We start from the raw sequence: 15,586 nt of genomic DNA, 5'->3' as shown, positions 1-15,586 counted from the left end.
TCCCTAGCGGAGGGGCTCAGCGGCGTCGGGGTTGGTCAGGACCCGGCCAGGGAGGCCAGCACGGTGCGGTCGACCTTCCCGTTGACGGTCAGCGGGAACTCGTCCACCACGCGCAGTCCGTGCGGCACCATGTAGGCGGGCAGCGCGGAGCGGCAGAAGCCGACGACCTCCTTGGTGTCCGGCCTCGGGCCACCGGTGGCATGGGTGACGAAGACGAGGAGCCGCGGGTCGCCGTCGGCGCCGGGCAGCACCATCGCGACCGCGCCGGTGATGCCGGGGAACTCGCCGACGCGGCGCTCCACCTCGCCGAGCTCCACGCGGTTGCCGCGGATCTGCACCTGGGAGTCGACCCGGCCGCGGAAGTACAGCTCGCCCTCCGGGCCCATGGACGCGAGGTCGCCCGACTTCAGCACCAGCTGCCCCGACCGCGGGGCGAGCGGGTCGGGGACGAGGACGGCGCGGGTGGCCTCGGGGTCGTTCCAGTAGCCGGAGAAGAGCGAGGGGGTGCGCAGGTAGATCTCGCCGAGCACGCCCGGCTCGTCGACGGCCGTGCCGTCGGGGCCGATGAGCGTCATCTCGGCGCCCGCGACCGCGTAGCCGATCGACAGCCGCTCGACACCGGGCGGCAGCGGGTTCGGCACGTCGGTGATGGAGGCGGCCATCGACTCGGTGGCGCCGTAGCCGTTGGCGAAGAGCGTCTTGGGCAGCAGCGCCTGGAGGCCGCGCAGCTCCTCCAGGGGGAAGTCCTCCCCCGAGAACGCGACCCGGCGCAGGACGCCGAGCTGCCCGATCTCGGCGAGCAGTTCGGACTCGTGGCGCACCACGGGACGCCAGATCGACGGCACGGCGTCGATCTGCGTCGCGCCGGTGTCGCGCAGGAAGGAGAGGAAGCGGCGCGGCCAGTTGAGCACGCCGCGCGGCACGGGCACGAGCGCGGCGCCGTGGCCGAGGGTGAACCCGATGTCGAAGAGCGCGAAGTCGAACTGGAGCGGCGAGGTGCCCGCCACCCGGTCCTCGGCCGTGATCAGCTCCTCGGCCTCCACGCCGCGCAGGAAGGCGATGACCCCGCGGTGGCTCATGACCACGCCCTTGGGCCGGCCCGTGGTGCCCGAGGTGAAGGTGATGTACGCGGTGTCGACGGGCGTCACCGCGCGGCGGCGGCGCGGGCCGCGCGGCACCGGCGGACGCTCCACGGTGAGCCCTTCCGGACCGAAGCGCGCCGTGCCGACCGTCTCGGGGATGCCGGTGCGCCGCCCGCCCGCGGGCTGGAGGTGCAGCGCGGGCCCGGCGCTCCCGATGATCGTCAGCAGCCGCTCGTCCGGGACCTCGGGGCTCGCCGGAACGAAGGGCAGCCCGAGCGTGGCGCAGGCCAGCAGCGTCGCGACGGCGTCGGCGTCGGTGTCGGACTCCACGATGACGCGCTCGCCGACATCGAGTCCGAGTGCTTCGAGCGCCTCGACAATGCGGTCGGTGCGCCGTTCGAGCTCGCCGTAGGTGACCGTCTCGAGACCGCCGCCCGGCGCCGCCTGGATCACCGCCGGCCGGTCGGGGGCGCTGCGCGCGGCGGCCAGCAGGTACGTCCGCAGGTTGTCCACCGAGGGGTGCGCGCGCGCGGCTCGCCGTCCATTCGGGCTCATGCGCCACACCTTTCGGTTCGAACTACCCGACGAATACCGCACCGTTTCTAACAGGGCGCTTTTGCTCCCCACAAGAAGCCCCAGCCAGCCGCCCGCCGACTAGGGGGCGTTAGGGGTTATGCCGATACGGGGGGCCAACAAGACTGGCCGATAATTAGTCAACCCATAGTGATCGGCCGACCGGACTTCCGGAATGCACCTGGCGAGTGCAACGAATGGGAGAGCAAGCATATGTCCGCGATTGTCTTTCCTGGAATCGGTCCGACGCAGCTCGCCGACTCGGCCCGCTTCATGGCGGCCCAGCCGGCGGCGCGCCGCCTCGTCGCCGAGGCCGACCGGGTGCTCGGCTATTCGCTGGTCGACCGGTACCGGGAGATCGAGGCCCGCGGCGACGAGGGTGCGTTCCCCGAGCCCGCGCGGATCACGTTCCTGGTGACCTGCCTGGCCCTGGCCGACTGGACGGCCGCGGAGCACGGCGTGGAGCCGGTCGCGTACGCCGGCGCGAGCTTCGGTGGCACGGCCGCCGTGGTGCGGGCGGGGGCGCTGCCGTTCGCGGACGCCGTGACGATGACCGCGGAGTGGGGGCGCCGCGCGGACGCCTACTTCGCGCGGGAGCACCGCGACATCGTGACCCAGTCCTTCGCCCGCGTCCCGCTCGACCGGCTCGCCGAGATCCGCGCCGAGCTCGACGCGCGCGGCGAGTGGAACCAGGTGGCCTGCCACGTCGACCACGACTTCCACATGCTGTCGGTGCGCGAGAGCGTCCTCGACTGGCTCCAGGGCCGGCTGCGCGCGGCGGGCGGCCTGCCGCTCTACGCAATGCGGCCACCGATGCACTCGACCGCGTTCCAGGCGCTGCGCGACGAGATCGAGGCCGAGGTGGTCGCGGACATCCCGTTCGCCGCCCCGGCGGTCCCCGTCGTGTGCGACCACGACGGGTCGCTGGTGCGGACGGCCTCCGGAGTGCGGGAGATGCTGCTCGACGCGGTGACCCGGCCGGTGCGCTGGCCCGCCGTCGTCGAGACGCTCAAGGGGCTCGGCGTCGAACGGGTGCACGTCGCGGGCCAGGACGGGCTGTGGGGCCGGGTGCAGGTCATGACCGACGCGTTCAAGGTGGTGGCGGTGCGCCCGGACACGGCGATGCGTCCGCGCCGGCGCAGTGTGATCGCGTAGCGCGGACGGCACCGGATCTCAGCGCATGGCCTCCAAGGTGCTCCAGAGGGTGGCGGGCGTGGCGAAGTTCTCGACCTGGAGGGCGTCGTCGACGAAGCGGACGCCGTACGTGTCCTCGAGCGACGACAGCAGGGCGACCATACCCATGGAGTCGAGGCCGAAGTCACGCAGGTTCGTGTCGGCCGTGAGTTCGTCCTCCGGCTCCAGCAGGGTGAGGTGCTTGCGGAGCAGTTGCTCGAACGACTCGTCCCACATGTGGACTCCCGTGATTATCCCGAAGTGCACCGAAAGCCCGGCGTCGCGGCCAACCTAATCCCCGCAGCCGGAGGCCCGGCACCCCTATCCACCCCCTTAACTCCCGGAGGGAAGGACATGACCGAGACACCCGTCCCGGGACACGGTCTGCACGAACGGTTCCTGCGCGGCCTCGCGCTCGCACCCGGGCGGACCGCGATCCGCGTGGGCGCCGAGAGCCTGACCTACACGGAGCTGCACGAGCTCGCGCTGCGCCGGGCGGGCGCGCTGCGCGCCGCGGCACCGCGGGGCCGGCACGTCGTCGCGGTGCTCGCTGACAAGAGCCTCACCGCGTACTCCGGGATACTCGGGGCGCTGTACTCCGGGGCGACGGTCGTGCCGCTCGACCCGCGGTTCCCGGCCGAGCGCACCCGCCGCATGCTCGTCACGGCCGGGGTCACCACGGTCGTCGCCGACGGGACCGGCCGGGCCGCGCTCGCGGAGACGGGACTCGACCTGCCCGTCCTCGGCGAGCCCGGGTCCGCGCCCGCGCTCGATGCGCCGGCGGCCGTGCGGCCCTCGGACATCGCCTACATCCTCTTCACCTCGGGCTCGACCGGCCGGCCCAAGGGCGTGCCGCTCACCCACGGCGGCAACGCGCACTACTTCGAACTGCTGGACGAGCGGTACGACTTCGGTCCGGACGACGTGTTCTCGCAGAACGTCGGCATCAACTTCGACTGCGCGATGTTCGAGCTCTTCTGCGCCTGGGGGAACGGCGCCACCGTGGACGCCTTCCCCGTGACGGCCCACCGCGACCTGCCCGCGTTCCTCGCCGAGCGCGGGCTGACGGTGTGGTTCTCCGTGCCGAGCAGCATCTCGTTCGTCCGGCGGATCGGCGGCCTGACCCCCGGGTCGATGCCGAGGCTGCGCTGGAGCTTCTTCGCCGGCGAGGCCCTGCTCTGCGAGGACGCCGCCGACTGGGCCGCCGCCGCCCCGAACTCGCACGTCGAGAACCTGTACGGGCCGACCGAGCTGACCGTCACCATCACGGGACACCGCTGGTCGCCCGAGACCTCGGCGAGCGTGGCGGTCAACGGCGTGGTCCCGATCGGAGCCGTGCACGCGGGCCACGACCACCTGCTGGACGACGGCGGGTCCGAGTCGGCCGTCGAGGGCGAACTGTGCATCACCGGGCCGCAGATGACGCCCGGCTACCTCGAGGCGGAGGACAACGAGGGCCGCTTCCTCGAGCGTCACGGCCGCCGCTGGTACCGGACCGGCGACCGGGTGCGGCGCCTCGACAACGGCGAACTGCTCTACCTCGGCAGGCTCGACGCCCAGGTGCAGATCCAGGGCTACCGCGTCGAGTTGGCCGAGATCGACCACGCCGTGCGGCAGTGCGCCGGCGTGCAGAACGCGGCCACCGTCACCCGCCCGGCTCCCGCGGGCGGGCTCGAACTTGTCATCTACTACACCGGCGACCGCGTCCCTCCGGCGACGCTGCGCCGCCAGCTCTCCGCCCACCTGCCCGAAGGGATGGTGCCCAAGGCGTTCCGTCACGTGACGGAATTCCCGCTGAACTCCAACAGAAAGGTCGACCGGGGGCGCCTCGCCCGCGAGGCGGCGGGAACGCCGGACGCCGCCGGCTGACCCCGGGCGCCGCGGGCTCCCGACGGTCCCCGCATCGTCGCACCGCGCGTTCCGCGGCCTTTCCGCACACCCGTCCGTACCACATTCCCTTATCCAGTCATTGCCGTTTCGCCTCCGCGGTCGGCTTATTCGGGCTGCCGCGAAGCGGAATTCGAAGAGCTGACCCAGTGTCATTGACCGACTGCGCGCGAGAGTTTACCGGGAGTTTGCGCAGGGCGGCCCTTGAGTCGCCGGTCGGAGCACTGCTAGGGTCACGGTTATTCGGCCATCAGTTTGACCGGAATCCCTTCGCGCCCATCAGAGGAGCAGCCGAACCATGGGGCACAGATACTCTCTTATTCTGGACCGGGAAGTGACAGAGCAGGAAGCTGTCACTCTGAAGGAGACGAGCCGCGCGGACATATCCTTCGCCAGCGACACGCTCCCGACGAACGCCGACGTCACGGTGACCCGGATCAGCTTCGAGGACGAGGTCACGCCGACGCTCGCCGAGGCCATCGAGGCCGGCTTCGAGGCCGTGAAGGCGATTCCGGGCCTCTCCATCCCGGGCCTGAGTGTGCCCGCCCAGCCGGCCGCGGCCGACGGTGGCGAGGACGGCGGGTCCACCAAGGAAGAGGTCGAGGTGACCTCATGACCGAGATCGCTCGGGAGGCCCTCAGTCTCGACGGGGCGCAGCCGATCCCGGAGGACCAGCTGTGGCAGAACTACCCGCCGCAGTCCCCGGCCGGCTACGAGGACCCGGAGCAGGAGCGCCGCTACCGCAAGGAGCGGGTGGCCGGGGCCCTGCGGCTCTTCGCCGGCCTCGGCTTCGACGAGGGGGTGGCGGGTCACATCAGCGCGCGTGACCCCGAGTACCCGGACTACTTCTGGGTGAACCCCTACATCATCCCGTTCGCGCACGTCACCACCAGCGACCTGGTGCTCGTGGACGAGCACGGCAACGTCATCAAGGGCAAGTACCCGGTGGCGAAGGCCGCGTTCGTCATCCACTCGGCCGTCCACAAGGCCAGGCCCGACGTGGTCGCGGCGGCGCACACCCACTCGATGTACGGCAAGACCCTGTCTGCCACCGACCAGTTCATCGAGCCGCTGACGCAGGACGCCTGTGTGTTCTACGAGGACCACACGGCGTTCGACGGCTACGCCGGCATCGTGGACGACCTCGACGAGGGCAAGCGCCTCGCCGAGGCCCTCGGTGACAGGAAGGCCATCATCCTGCGCAACCACGGCCTGCTGACGGTCGGCACCACCGTGGACTCGGCGATCTACTGGTACTACGCGGCGGAGCGTTCCGCCCAGGCCCAGCTCACCGCGAAGGCCGCCGGCGGGGTCAGCCCGATCAGCCACGAGGTCGCCAAGCTCACGCACGACGAGACCGGGAACGAACTCGCCGGCTGGCTCCAGTTCCAGCCGCTGTACGCGAGCATCGTCCGCGAGCAGCCCGACCTGCTCGACTGAATGGCCCGCTCCTCACCACCCCGCCGACCGGCACGAAGCCGCTCCCCTGCCCGCCCGGGCCGGCGGAGCGGCGACCGCGTCGCGCTCCCCCGGGGCGTTCGTGCCGTCGGGCGGCCGGTGTCCCCCGTCGCAGGGGACGCCGCCTCGGTCATCCGCTCGGGACAGGCCGACTCCAGCCTTCGTGGCCGAGGGCAACGGCGCCCTCGGCCACGGTCGGCCCACGGGTCGCCCCGCTCTCCGGGGGAACGCCCCGACGCGGTGGGCCCGGGAGGCACGCGTCCGCGGCCGGCGTCCCGGTTCTCCGCGGCGCTCGCACGGGGTCGGCACCGCATTCCGGTGCTGGCCGCACGACGTACCGGAAACACCTCGGACGTTTCCGGCGGACGGGCCCCGATTCCACATTTCAGCGGGACCGCTCGTACGTCCCGCAGGCACATTTCCGCAGCCCGCACACGCATTCCATGACCGCCGCTCCCGCGTATCGGCCCGGCACGACGCCGGTATCGCGGCGACCGGCACTCGACGCGTTCGCAGCCGCACACCTCCGGCCGAACGCACGGCGTTTCGCCGCACGACTCATCGACGAACGCGAACGACTCCCCGCGGTGCCGCCGCGCCGAACCAGGACGCGCACCCGACAGCCAACGGCCGGCCTCCAGGCCGGACGCCCGCGCCGGGCCGGCCGCGACGCACGGGGATGTCTCGCGACGGATGAATGCTGGGACCTCCAAGTTCAGGGAGTGAAGGTAATCGTGGAATTCAACGACAGACCCAATGTGTTCCTCTCCGGCGGCCCTTCCTCGGTGCTCACCGAGGCGGAGCAGTTGCGTTACATCGCGGATCTCGACGTACCCAAGATCAAGGTCTCGCGCGGCAACCGCTACGAGCACTTCGAGGCCACCGCCGAAACCACGCTCATCGACGACCGCGAACTGCGCGTCTTCGTCTGGACCCACAACACGTACGTCGCCGAGTGATCTCGTGACACCGTGAACCGCGCCTGCCCGGGCCGCCGTCGTGCGTGAGCCGCGCGCGACGGCGGGACGGGCCGTCCCCGTCGCCCCCGTCCGACGCGACCGGCCCGGCCGGCAGGCCGGGTCCGCGTGGCTGGGATGGTGCCGGTGGCACCGGTGACAGGGGCGGTGTCATGGCCCCATGCTTCCTCCCACGGGTCGTTCCGCATATCAACCGATCGGCTGATTCGGCTTCGAGCCTGATGGGCGATGCGGCCCGCCCCTCCCCCGCGCGAACCTGTCGGTATGACCACGACGAGCATCCCCCGGGCGACGAGCGAGCCCATCATCGAAGTCACCGACCTGCACAAGTCCTACGGTGGCCGGGCCGTTGTCAACGGAGTCTCCTTCTCCGTCGAGGAGGGCGAGATCTTCGGCATTCTCGGCCTGAACGGTGCCGGCAAGACCACCACGGTGGAGTGCATCGAGGGTCTGCGCAAGCCCGACTCCGGCCGGATCCGCGTCGCGGGGCTCGACCCGGTAACCGAGCACAAGGCGGTCACCAACGTCCTCGGCTCCCAGCTCCAGGAGAGCGACCTCCAGGCCAAGCTCACCGTGCGCGAGGCGCTGGAGCTGTACTCCTCCTTCTACGCCCGCCCGCTGGACTGGAAGCCTCTCGCGGAGCGCCTGAACCTGACCGCCAAGCTCACCACGCGCTTCGGCGGGCTCTCCGGCGGCCAGAAGCAGCGCCTCTTCATCGCGCTCGCCCTCATCGGCGCCCCCCGGGTCGTCGTTCTGGACGAACTGACCACGGGGCTCGACCCGCGCGCCCGCCGCGACACCTGGGAGCTCATCGAGGACGTCCGCGACAGCGGGGTCACCGTCATCCTCGTGACGCACATCATGGAGGAGGCGCAGCGGCTGTGCGACCGGATCGCCCTGATCGGCCAGGGACGCATCTCGGCGCTCGACACCCCGAGCGGTCTCGTCGGACGGACGGCCGGCTCCACGGTCATCTCGTTCACGCCCTCGGCCCCCCTCGACAACGAGTCGCTCTCCTCGCTGCCCGGGCTCACGGACGTCGAGTACAAGAACGACCGGATCACGCTCAGCGGAAGCGACGAGACCGTCAACGCGGTGATCTCGCTGCTGGTCCGCAGCCGCATCACGGCCCACCAGCTCCGGGTCTCCGACGCCACGCTCGACGACGCCTTCCTCGACCTGACGAAGTCCTGACCGCCGCGCCCGACCACTCGCCCCACCGGACTTTCCAGACAGGACCCGCAACATGACCGACACCACGACCACGGCCTCACCGACGGCCATGGCACCGGCGACCGAAGGCCGCCGGGTCTCCCCCCGCGTCGCCGTGCTGATCTCCGAGACCCGGCTGTTCTTCCGTGAGCCGGCCAACCTCTTCTGGATCATCGTCTTCCCGTCCCTGATCCTGGTGATCCTGGGCTGCGTGCCGATGTTCCGGGAGGAGAACGACGACCTCGGCGGCCTGCGGCTGATCGACATCTACGTGCCCATCGCCGTACTCGTCGCCCAGATCGTGGCCGGCATCCAGGCCATGCCGCCCACCCTGACCGGCTACCGCGAACGCGGCATCCTGCGCCGCATGTCGACGACCCCGGCCCGCCCATCCACCCTGCTGGCCGTGCAGATGCTGCTCAACAGCGCGCTCGCGGTGCTGTCCGCGCTGCTGGTCATCACCGTGGGCCGGCTCGTCTTCAGCGTGGACCTGCCGAGCCACGTCGGCGGGTACGCCGTGGGCCTACTGCTCGCGACGGCCGCCTGCCTGGCCACCGGAGCCCTCGTCTCGGCCCTCGCCAGCACCTCCAGGTACGCGGCCGGCTTCGCCTCCGCCATCTTCTTCCCCGCGCTGTTCTGCGTCGGTGTCTGGATTCCCGTGCGGTCCATGCCCGACACCCTCGCCAACGTCGTCGAGCTCACCCCCTTCGGCGCCGCCGCGAGCGCCCTGGAGCAGGCCGCGGCCGGCGGCTGGCCCGACTGGTCCCTGCTCGGCACGCTCGTCGCGTGGGCTGTCGTTCTGACCGCCGCCGCGATCCGCTGGTTCCGGTGGGAGTAGGGGTTCGGCCCGTGCACACTGGGCGCATGACGACGGCGGACACGGAGATCGAACGGCGCCAGGAGACCCTGCTCAAATGGCAGCCGTACGGACTGCTCGGCGTCAGCACGCTCCTGGCGACCTCGGTCGGCCCCGAGCTGACCTCGGCCGCGAGCGAACGCTACTGGGCCGCCGCCCTCATCGCCCTGGCCGTGCTGCTCCAGCTGTGGTGGGGGCGGGCCAGCCGCTCCCACCCGGAGCCCGGCCCCACCTCGGTGGCGTACTACGCGGTGCGGTGGGCGATCAGCTTCGCGCTCACCTGGCTGAACCCGTTCTTTGCCTTCTACGCGGCCTCGGGCTACCTCGACGCCAACGAGTTGATCCCGGCGGGGCGGTGGAAGTGGCTCGGTCCGTTCGCCTGCTCCGTCCCGGTGGCGGCGTCCCAGGTCGGCGGCATGCCGTTCGACGAGCCGAACCAGTGGACGATCTTCGCGGGTCTGCTCCTCGCGAACAACGCGCTGCTGACCATCGTCGGCTACTTCGTGGAGCACGAGGAAGTGCGGTCGAGAAGCCGGGCGGCCTCCATCGACGAGCTGGAACGTACCAACATCGCGCTCCAGCGGGCCCTCGACGAGAACGCCGCCCTTCACGCCCAACTGATCGTGCAGGCGCGGGAAGCGGGCATCGCCGACGAACGCAGGCGGCTGGCCGCCGAGATCCACGACACCATCGCGCAGGGCCTCGCCGGCATCATCGCCCAGCTCCGGGTCGTCGCGGGAACGCCCGACCCGGCGGCGGCGCACGAACACCTCGACCGCGCCTCCGAACTCGCCCGGCACAGCCTGGGCGAGGCCCGCCGCTCGGTGCAGAACCTCGCCCCGATGGGCCTGGCCCACGACGGACTCCTCCAGACGCTGCGCAAGACGATCGACCGGTGGTCCGAGCAGACCGGCACCCGCGCCGACTTCACCCTCACCGGACCGGCGCAGCAGTTGCACGGCGAGGTCTCGGCGACGCTCCTGCGGATCACGCAGGAGGCCCTGTCGAACGCGGGCAAGCACGCGTCGGCCTCCCGCGTCGGCGTCACCCTCAGCTTCATGGACGGCGAGGTGACCCTGGACATCCGGGACGACGGACGCGGCTTCGACCCCGGCACCCTGCCGGAACGCGACGGCACGGGCGGCTTCGGCCTCGACGGCATGCGGGCCCGCGCCGCGCGCATCGCGGGCTCGCTCACCGTCGAGTCCGAACCGGGCTACGGCACAGCGGTGTCGACCCGCCTCCCCCTGGTCTGACAGACCACACCCCCCGGGCAGGACGGCACACCCCCGAAGCCGTCCCGCCCCCGGCCCGGTGCACGCACACCCCCGGCGTGCACCGGGCCCTTGCCTCTCTCCCCCGGCGGGTGACGTCCGCCACGAACACCACCCGCGGCGCGGCACGGTCACACGCTCCGCGCAGCGCCTCGCCCGCTCATCGGCCGGCCTCCCCGCGCAGCTTCCGGAGATGCTGTCGCATCCGGCGGCGCACAGTGCTTCGCTGCTGAGGATCTCGGAGGACCCCCTCGTTCGCCGGCTGGAACTCGAAGGTCGGGACGACGACCCGGCTGAAGTGGTGGACTCGGCGCTGGAGGAGCAGGTTGAGCCCGAAGTCGCTCAGGCAGGCCGGCCGGGTACCGGCCTCGAGCTGTTCCGGTGAGACGTGGCACCAGGTGACGCGGTAGCAGAGGTCGGAGGCGCGGGCGTCTGCGCGGGCGCGGTCGCGCCACGAGGACAGCGCGGGCAGCAGGGAGCCCAGCGCCGCCGCCTCCAGCTCGCCGACCCGGCGCCTGCTGCGTCGCAGGTCGGCGGTGGCGCGCTTGAGGTAGTCCCGCAGCTTCTGCTCGTTGTCCATCTCTGCTCGACCCATCTCGATCGAGAACCGAAGGCCGCACCTGTCGGGGCGTCCGACGGCTGCTCGCCTTCCGGCGGGCGTCGAATCGCCTGCTGATTCCGCCGCTCGCACGGGGAATCCATGCGGCGAGTTTCGCCGTGATTCCGGCGGGAAATCCCTCGTGTTGGTAAGGACGCTCTACCAGTTGGTGGTGAGCATCAGCTCGCGATATCGGTCCTCGCGCGAGACCTTTTCCAGATCGGAATCGACCATCATGCGCACGAGGGTCGGAAAGTCGACCTCGGGCTTCCAGCCCAGGCGGTCGCGGGCCTTCGTGCTGTCGGCGCAGAGCGCCTCGACCTCGGCGGGACGGACCAGCTCGGGGTCGATGACGACGTGGTCGCGCCGGTCCAGGCCGACGTAGTCGAAGGCCAGCCGGACGGCGTCGCGGACGGAGTGCATCTGGCCGGTGCCGATGACGTAGTCGTCGGGGGTGTCCTGCTGGAGCATCAGGTGCATGGCGCGGACGTAGTCGCCGGCGTAGCCCCAGTCCCGGACCGCGTCGAGGTGGCCGAGGGCGAGCTTGTCCTGCAGGCCGAGCTTGACCCGCGCCGCCGCCAGGGAGATCTTCCGGGTGACGAACTCCTGCCCCCGGCGGGGGGACTCGTGGTTGAATAGCATCCCGGAGACGGCGTACATACCGAACGACTCGCGGTAGTTGCGGGTGATGTAGTGGCCTTGCGCCTTCGCCGCGCCGTAGGGGCTCCGCGGGTGGAAGAGCGTGGTCTCCCGCTGGGGTGTCTCGGCGGCCTTGCCGAACATCTCCGAGGAGGACGCCTGGTAGAAGCGGATCTGCTCGCCGGGCAGGGCACTGCGGGAGCCGCTCAGGCCGCTGACGCGGCGGATGGCCTCCAGCATGCGCAGGACGCCGGTCCCGTTGACCTCGGTGACCAGCTCGGCCTGCTGCCAGGACATCGAGACGAAGGAGATGGCGCCGAGGTTGTATACCTCGTCGGGCTGGACCGCGTCGAGGGCGGAGACGAGACTGCCCTGGTCCATGAGGTCGCCGTCGACGAAGTCGAGTTCCGCGACGAGGTTGCTGACGCGCGAGCGGCGGGGGTTGGCCCCCGGATAAGCCCCCACATCTGGTAGCCCTGCGCGAGGAGATGCTCGGCCAGGTACGAGCCGTCCTGACCGGTGATCCCTGTGATGAGCGCTCGTTCGGACGTGGCACACCCTTCCCAACCGCGAGGAAGCCGCCCAAACATCCGCGCTCGACCGATGACCCGGCTGCGAATACGAGGTCCGGACGACAGGCGTCCGAACGCTCGCAAGGCGCGGAAGACGTTGTCAACGCATCCCCGGCACTCTAGGGAATTCCCGAGTGGGCTCCGGTGAATTGCTCGAGCCGGCGCGGATCACCAGGGAATTTCGGAGCCCGCGCCTGTTTCACTGGAGGGCTCCGCAACGGGCCCCGCCCACCACCCGGACGGCACGTCGAGCGGGCCCGGCCGGCGCCGTCGCCCCGCGGCGGAGCGCCGCCGTAGGGTGGGCCGGGAAACCGGCGGACCCCCGCCCTCGGACGGGTCCGCCCCGCTCCGCCGGCCCGGCTGGTCCCCCGCACCGCGCGGCGGACGCCGCGGTCCGGCGGGAACAGAGGGAAGGACAGTGCCGTGGGCCGAGGAAGACTGCTGGCCGTCAGCGACCTGCACATCGCGTACGAGGAGAACCGCGCGGTGCTGCAGGAGCTCCGCCCCACCTCGACGGAGGACTGGCTGATCGTCGCCGGGGACGTCGCCGAGAAGCTCGAGGACGTCCTCTCGGCGCTGGCCCTCCTCGCCGGACGTTTCGCCAAGGTGATCTGGGCGCCGGGCAACCACGAGCTGTGGACCCATCCGGAGGACCCGTGCACGCTGCGCGGTGCGGCGCGGTACGACGAGCTCGTGAGGCGCTGCCGCGACCTCGGTGTGGTGACCCCCGAGGACCCGTATCCCGTCTGGCACGGCCCCGAGGGGCCGGTGGCGGTGGCGCCGCTGTTCGCGCTGTACGACTACACCTTCCGCGCCCCGGGTGCGAGCACCACGGAGGAGTCGCTCCGGATCGCCCACGAGGCGGGGATCGTCTGCTCCGACGAGTACTTCCTCCACCCCGACCCCCACCCGAGCCGGGAGGCCTGGTGCCGGGAACGGGTCGCGTACAGCGAGCGCAGGCTCGCGGAGGTCGACCCGGCGCTGCGCACCGTCCTGATCAACCACTGGCCGCTGGTCCGGCAGCCGACGAACGTCCTGTACTACCCGGAGTTCGCCCAGTGGTGCGGCACCGAGCTGACCGCGGACTGGCACGTCCGGTTCCGCGCGGCATCCGTCGTCTACGGCCATCTGCACATCCCGCGTGTGACCCACTACGACGGCGTGCGCTTCGAAGAGGTGTCGGTCGGCTATCCCCGCGAGTGGAAGCCCCGCCCACCACGGGAACCGCTGCGCGAGGTCCGCTTCTCCGGGACGTCGGTGGAGGCACGGTGATCGAGCAGCTGCTACCGGCGTCGGTCGTGACCGAGGCCGCCTTCGAGGACGTGGTCCCGCCCGGGGAGGGGCTCTTCCCCGCCGAGGCCGACCTGATCTCCCGGGCGGTCGACAAGCGGCGCCGCGAGTTCACCACCGTCCGGCACCTCGCTCGGCGGGGGCTGGCCCGGCTCGGGCATCCCGCCGCACCGATCCTGCCCAACCGCCGGGGCGCCCCGCAGTGGCCGGCAGGGGTCATCGGCACCATGACCCACTGTGTGGGGTACCGCGGAGCGGCCCTTGCCGCGGCCGGGACGACGGCGGGGCTGGGCATCGACGCCGAACCGAACGGCCCGCTCCCGACGGACGTGCTGCCGCTGGTGACGCTGGCGTCGGAACGCGCCCACCTGTCGGAGCTGGCCGCGACCCACCCGGAGCCGCACTGGGACCGGCTGCTGTTCAGCGCCAAGGAGAGTGTCTTCAAGGTCTGGTACCCGTTGATGCTGCGGGAGTTGGACTTCTCCGAGGCCGAGATCGCCGTCGATCCGGACGCGGGGACGTTCACCGCGCGGCTCCTCGTGCCGGGGCCGGTGCTCGACGGCCGCCCGGTACCGGAGTTCGCGGGCCGCTGGTGCGCCGGGAACGGCCTGGTGGTGACGGCGATCCATCTCCCGACGCCGGTGGTCACCGACGCCGACCCGGCCGCGAGGGGTATCCCGCCGCAGCAGGCGGGGTCCGCCGCGGACGGTGCGGGGGCCGGCAGCCTCACGGCCTGAGCGCGACGCCGGCCCCGGGCACGCCGGGGCCGGCGGGCACGTGGGGCAGGCGACGTCGCGGCCCCCGCCACGGCGGGGAGAGGCGCAGACGTTCCGGGAACTTGGTCTAGACCTTGACGTGGTGGCCATGTGACGCTTCAGTGTGCGCGTCACCCCCACATCGACGCGCCACGGCCGGAGCCGGCGGGCGCGTCGTCGCACTCCAGAGGAGTGGACCGTGTTCAGACAACGCATCGTCACCCTGCTGACGGCCGCCCTGCTCGCCACCGGCGTGACCGCGGCACTCATGCCCGCCGCCACCGCCACCCCGGCCGAGGCCGGGGCCGAGACCACCGTCGTCACCACCGACGTCTCCGCGGCCAACTGCGCCGCCGCGACCGACTGGCGCGCGGGCACCTGGTACCCGGCGGGCAGCATCGTGCGCTACAACGGCTCCTACTACCGCGCGGAACACGCCAATCCCGGGTACGACCCGGTGATCAGCCACTGGTACTGGCACCCGCACAGCTGCAACGGCGGCGGACAGCCCCCCGCGCCCGGCGGCTTCGTGGTCAGCCAGGCCCAGTTCAACCAGATGTTCCCGAACCGGAACTCCTTCTACACCTACAGCGGCCTGGTCTCCGCCCTCAGCTCCTACCCGGGCTTCGCCCGGACGGGCAGCACCGAGGTGCAGCGTCGCGAGGCCGCCGCGTTCCTCGCCAACGTCAGCCACGAGACCGGCGGGCTGGTCCACATCGTGGAGCAGAACACCGGCAACTACTCGCACTACTGCGACTGGGGCCAGCCCTTCGGCTGCCCGGCGGGCCAGTCCGCCTACTACGGCAAGGGCCCGATCCAGCTGAGCTGGAACTACAACTACAAGGCGGCCGGTGACGCCCTCGGCATCGACCTGCTCAACAACCCCTGGCTGGTGCAGAACGACGCCGCCGTCTCCTGGCGGACCGCGCTCTGGTTCTGGAACACCCAGTCCGGCGCCGGGCACATGAGCGGCCACCAGGCGATCGTCGGGGGCGCGGGCTTCGGCGAGTCGATCCGCAGCATCAACGGCAGCATCGAGTGCAACGGCGGCAACCCGGGGCAGGTGCAGAGCCGCATCAACACCTTCCAGCACTTCTCGCAGATCCTCGGCACCACCACCGGCGGAAACCTCTACTGCTGAGAATGTGTGTGAGGCCCGGCCCGACCCCGGCGGTGCACGACGGCCGGCCGCAACGGCCGCCGCCGCGCACCGCCCGCCCGGCCCCGGTCGCCCGCAACG

General features: G+C 71.5%; 14 protein-coding genes and 1 pseudogene. 11 read left to right on the top strand and 4 right to left on the bottom strand.

Annotated elements, in window-relative coordinates:
• Positions 1–35 precede the first annotated feature (35 nt).
• The gene (locus HCN56_RS05925; RefSeq protein ID WP_167968418.1) at positions 36–1,637 is read right to left on the bottom strand and encodes an AMP-binding protein; all 1,602 of its coding nucleotides are present in this window, start codon (positions 1,635–1,637) and stop codon (positions 36–38) included.
• A gap of 231 nt (positions 1,638–1,868) precedes the next feature.
• On the opposite strand from HCN56_RS05925, the gene HCN56_RS05920 reads away from it, so the two are divergent.
• Complete coding sequence (locus tag HCN56_RS05920; RefSeq protein ID WP_167968417.1) at positions 1,869–2,810, top strand: ACP S-malonyltransferase; 942 nt, start codon at positions 1,869–1,871, stop codon at positions 2,808–2,810.
• Positions 2,811–2,828: 18 nt separating this feature from the next.
• Here HCN56_RS05920 and HCN56_RS05915 read toward each other — a convergent pair whose 3' ends face one another.
• On the bottom strand, positions 2,829–3,065 hold the full coding sequence (locus tag HCN56_RS05915; protein ID WP_167968416.1) for an acyl carrier protein: 237 nt from the start codon (positions 3,063–3,065) through the stop codon (positions 2,829–2,831).
• A 117-nt stretch (positions 3,066–3,182) separates the two neighbouring features.
• On the opposite strand from HCN56_RS05915, the gene HCN56_RS05910 reads away from it, so the two are divergent.
• The 7 genes from HCN56_RS05910 to HCN56_RS05880 all read left to right on the top strand — a co-directional run bounded on the left by HCN56_RS05910 (position 3,183) and on the right by HCN56_RS05880 (position 10,474).
• The gene (locus HCN56_RS05910) at positions 3,183–4,697 is read left to right on the top strand and encodes an AMP-binding protein (RefSeq protein ID WP_167968415.1); all 1,515 of its coding nucleotides are present in this window, start codon (positions 3,183–3,185) and stop codon (positions 4,695–4,697) included.
• A 352-nt stretch (positions 4,698–5,049) separates the two neighbouring features.
• Positions 5,050–5,331 (top strand): hypothetical protein, encoded by a 282-nt coding sequence (locus HCN56_RS05905; RefSeq protein ID WP_312871072.1) that lies wholly within the window; start codon positions 5,050–5,052, stop codon positions 5,329–5,331.
• A complete protein-coding gene (locus HCN56_RS05900; protein WP_167968413.1) occupies positions 5,328–6,155 on the top strand; it encodes a class II aldolase/adducin family protein in 828 nt (275 codons plus the stop codon). Before HCN56_RS05905 ends, HCN56_RS05900 begins: the two co-directional genes overlap by 4 nt.
• Before the next feature lie 752 nt (positions 6,156–6,907).
• Positions 6,908–7,132: a DUF5988 family protein gene (locus HCN56_RS27195; protein WP_167968412.1), complete on the top strand. Its 225-nt coding sequence runs from the start codon at positions 6,908–6,910 to the stop codon at positions 7,130–7,132.
• Positions 7,133–7,414: 282 nt separating this feature from the next.
• Complete coding sequence (locus tag HCN56_RS05890) at positions 7,415–8,344, top strand: ABC transporter ATP-binding protein (RefSeq protein WP_167968411.1); 930 nt, start codon at positions 7,415–7,417, stop codon at positions 8,342–8,344.
• 52 nt (positions 8,345–8,396) lie between these two features.
• On the top strand, positions 8,397–9,200 hold the full coding sequence (locus tag HCN56_RS05885) for an ABC transporter permease (RefSeq protein WP_167968410.1): 804 nt from the start codon (positions 8,397–8,399) through the stop codon (positions 9,198–9,200).
• 26 nt (positions 9,201–9,226) lie between these two features.
• Positions 9,227–10,474 carry a sensor histidine kinase gene (locus HCN56_RS05880; protein ID WP_167968409.1) on the top strand — a complete coding sequence of 416 codons (1,248 nt, stop codon included), beginning with the start codon at positions 9,227–9,229 and terminating at the stop codon, positions 10,472–10,474.
• 178 nt (positions 10,475–10,652) lie between these two features.
• Here HCN56_RS05880 and HCN56_RS05875 read toward each other — a convergent pair whose 3' ends face one another.
• The gene (locus tag HCN56_RS05875) at positions 10,653–11,087 is read right to left on the bottom strand and encodes a polyketide synthase docking domain-containing protein (RefSeq protein ID WP_245246016.1); all 435 of its coding nucleotides are present in this window, start codon (positions 11,085–11,087) and stop codon (positions 10,653–10,655) included.
• A gap of 162 nt (positions 11,088–11,249) precedes the next feature.
• Positions 11,250–12,319 (bottom strand): annotated as a pseudogene (locus HCN56_RS05870) (GDP-mannose 4,6-dehydratase).
• A gap of 405 nt (positions 12,320–12,724) precedes the next feature.
• Between HCN56_RS05870 and HCN56_RS05865 the strand changes: the two are divergent.
• From HCN56_RS05865 to HCN56_RS05855, 3 genes are all read left to right on the top strand, one after another.
• Complete coding sequence (locus HCN56_RS05865) at positions 12,725–13,573, top strand: metallophosphoesterase family protein (RefSeq protein WP_167968408.1); 849 nt, start codon at positions 12,725–12,727, stop codon at positions 13,571–13,573.
• On the top strand, positions 13,570–14,328 hold the full coding sequence (locus HCN56_RS05860; RefSeq protein ID WP_167968407.1) for a 4'-phosphopantetheinyl transferase family protein: 759 nt from the start codon (positions 13,570–13,572) through the stop codon (positions 14,326–14,328). Before HCN56_RS05865 ends, HCN56_RS05860 begins: the two co-directional genes overlap by 4 nt.
• 286 nt (positions 14,329–14,614) lie before the next feature.
• Positions 14,615–15,487, top strand: a complete 873-nt coding sequence (locus HCN56_RS05855) for a glycoside hydrolase family 19 protein (protein ID WP_167968423.1) — start codon at positions 14,615–14,617, stop codon at positions 15,485–15,487.
• The last annotated feature ends 99 nt before the right edge of the window (positions 15,488–15,586 follow it).

The sequence above is a fragment of the Streptomyces lonarensis genome (genome assembly GCF_012033735.1).
In the GTDB taxonomy this organism is placed as follows: domain Bacteria; phylum Actinomycetota; class Actinomycetes; order Streptomycetales; family Streptomycetaceae; genus Streptomyces; species Streptomyces lonarensis.
Note: the sequence above shows the minus strand (reverse complement) of the source record. Positions and strands in the feature narration are given on the sequence as shown.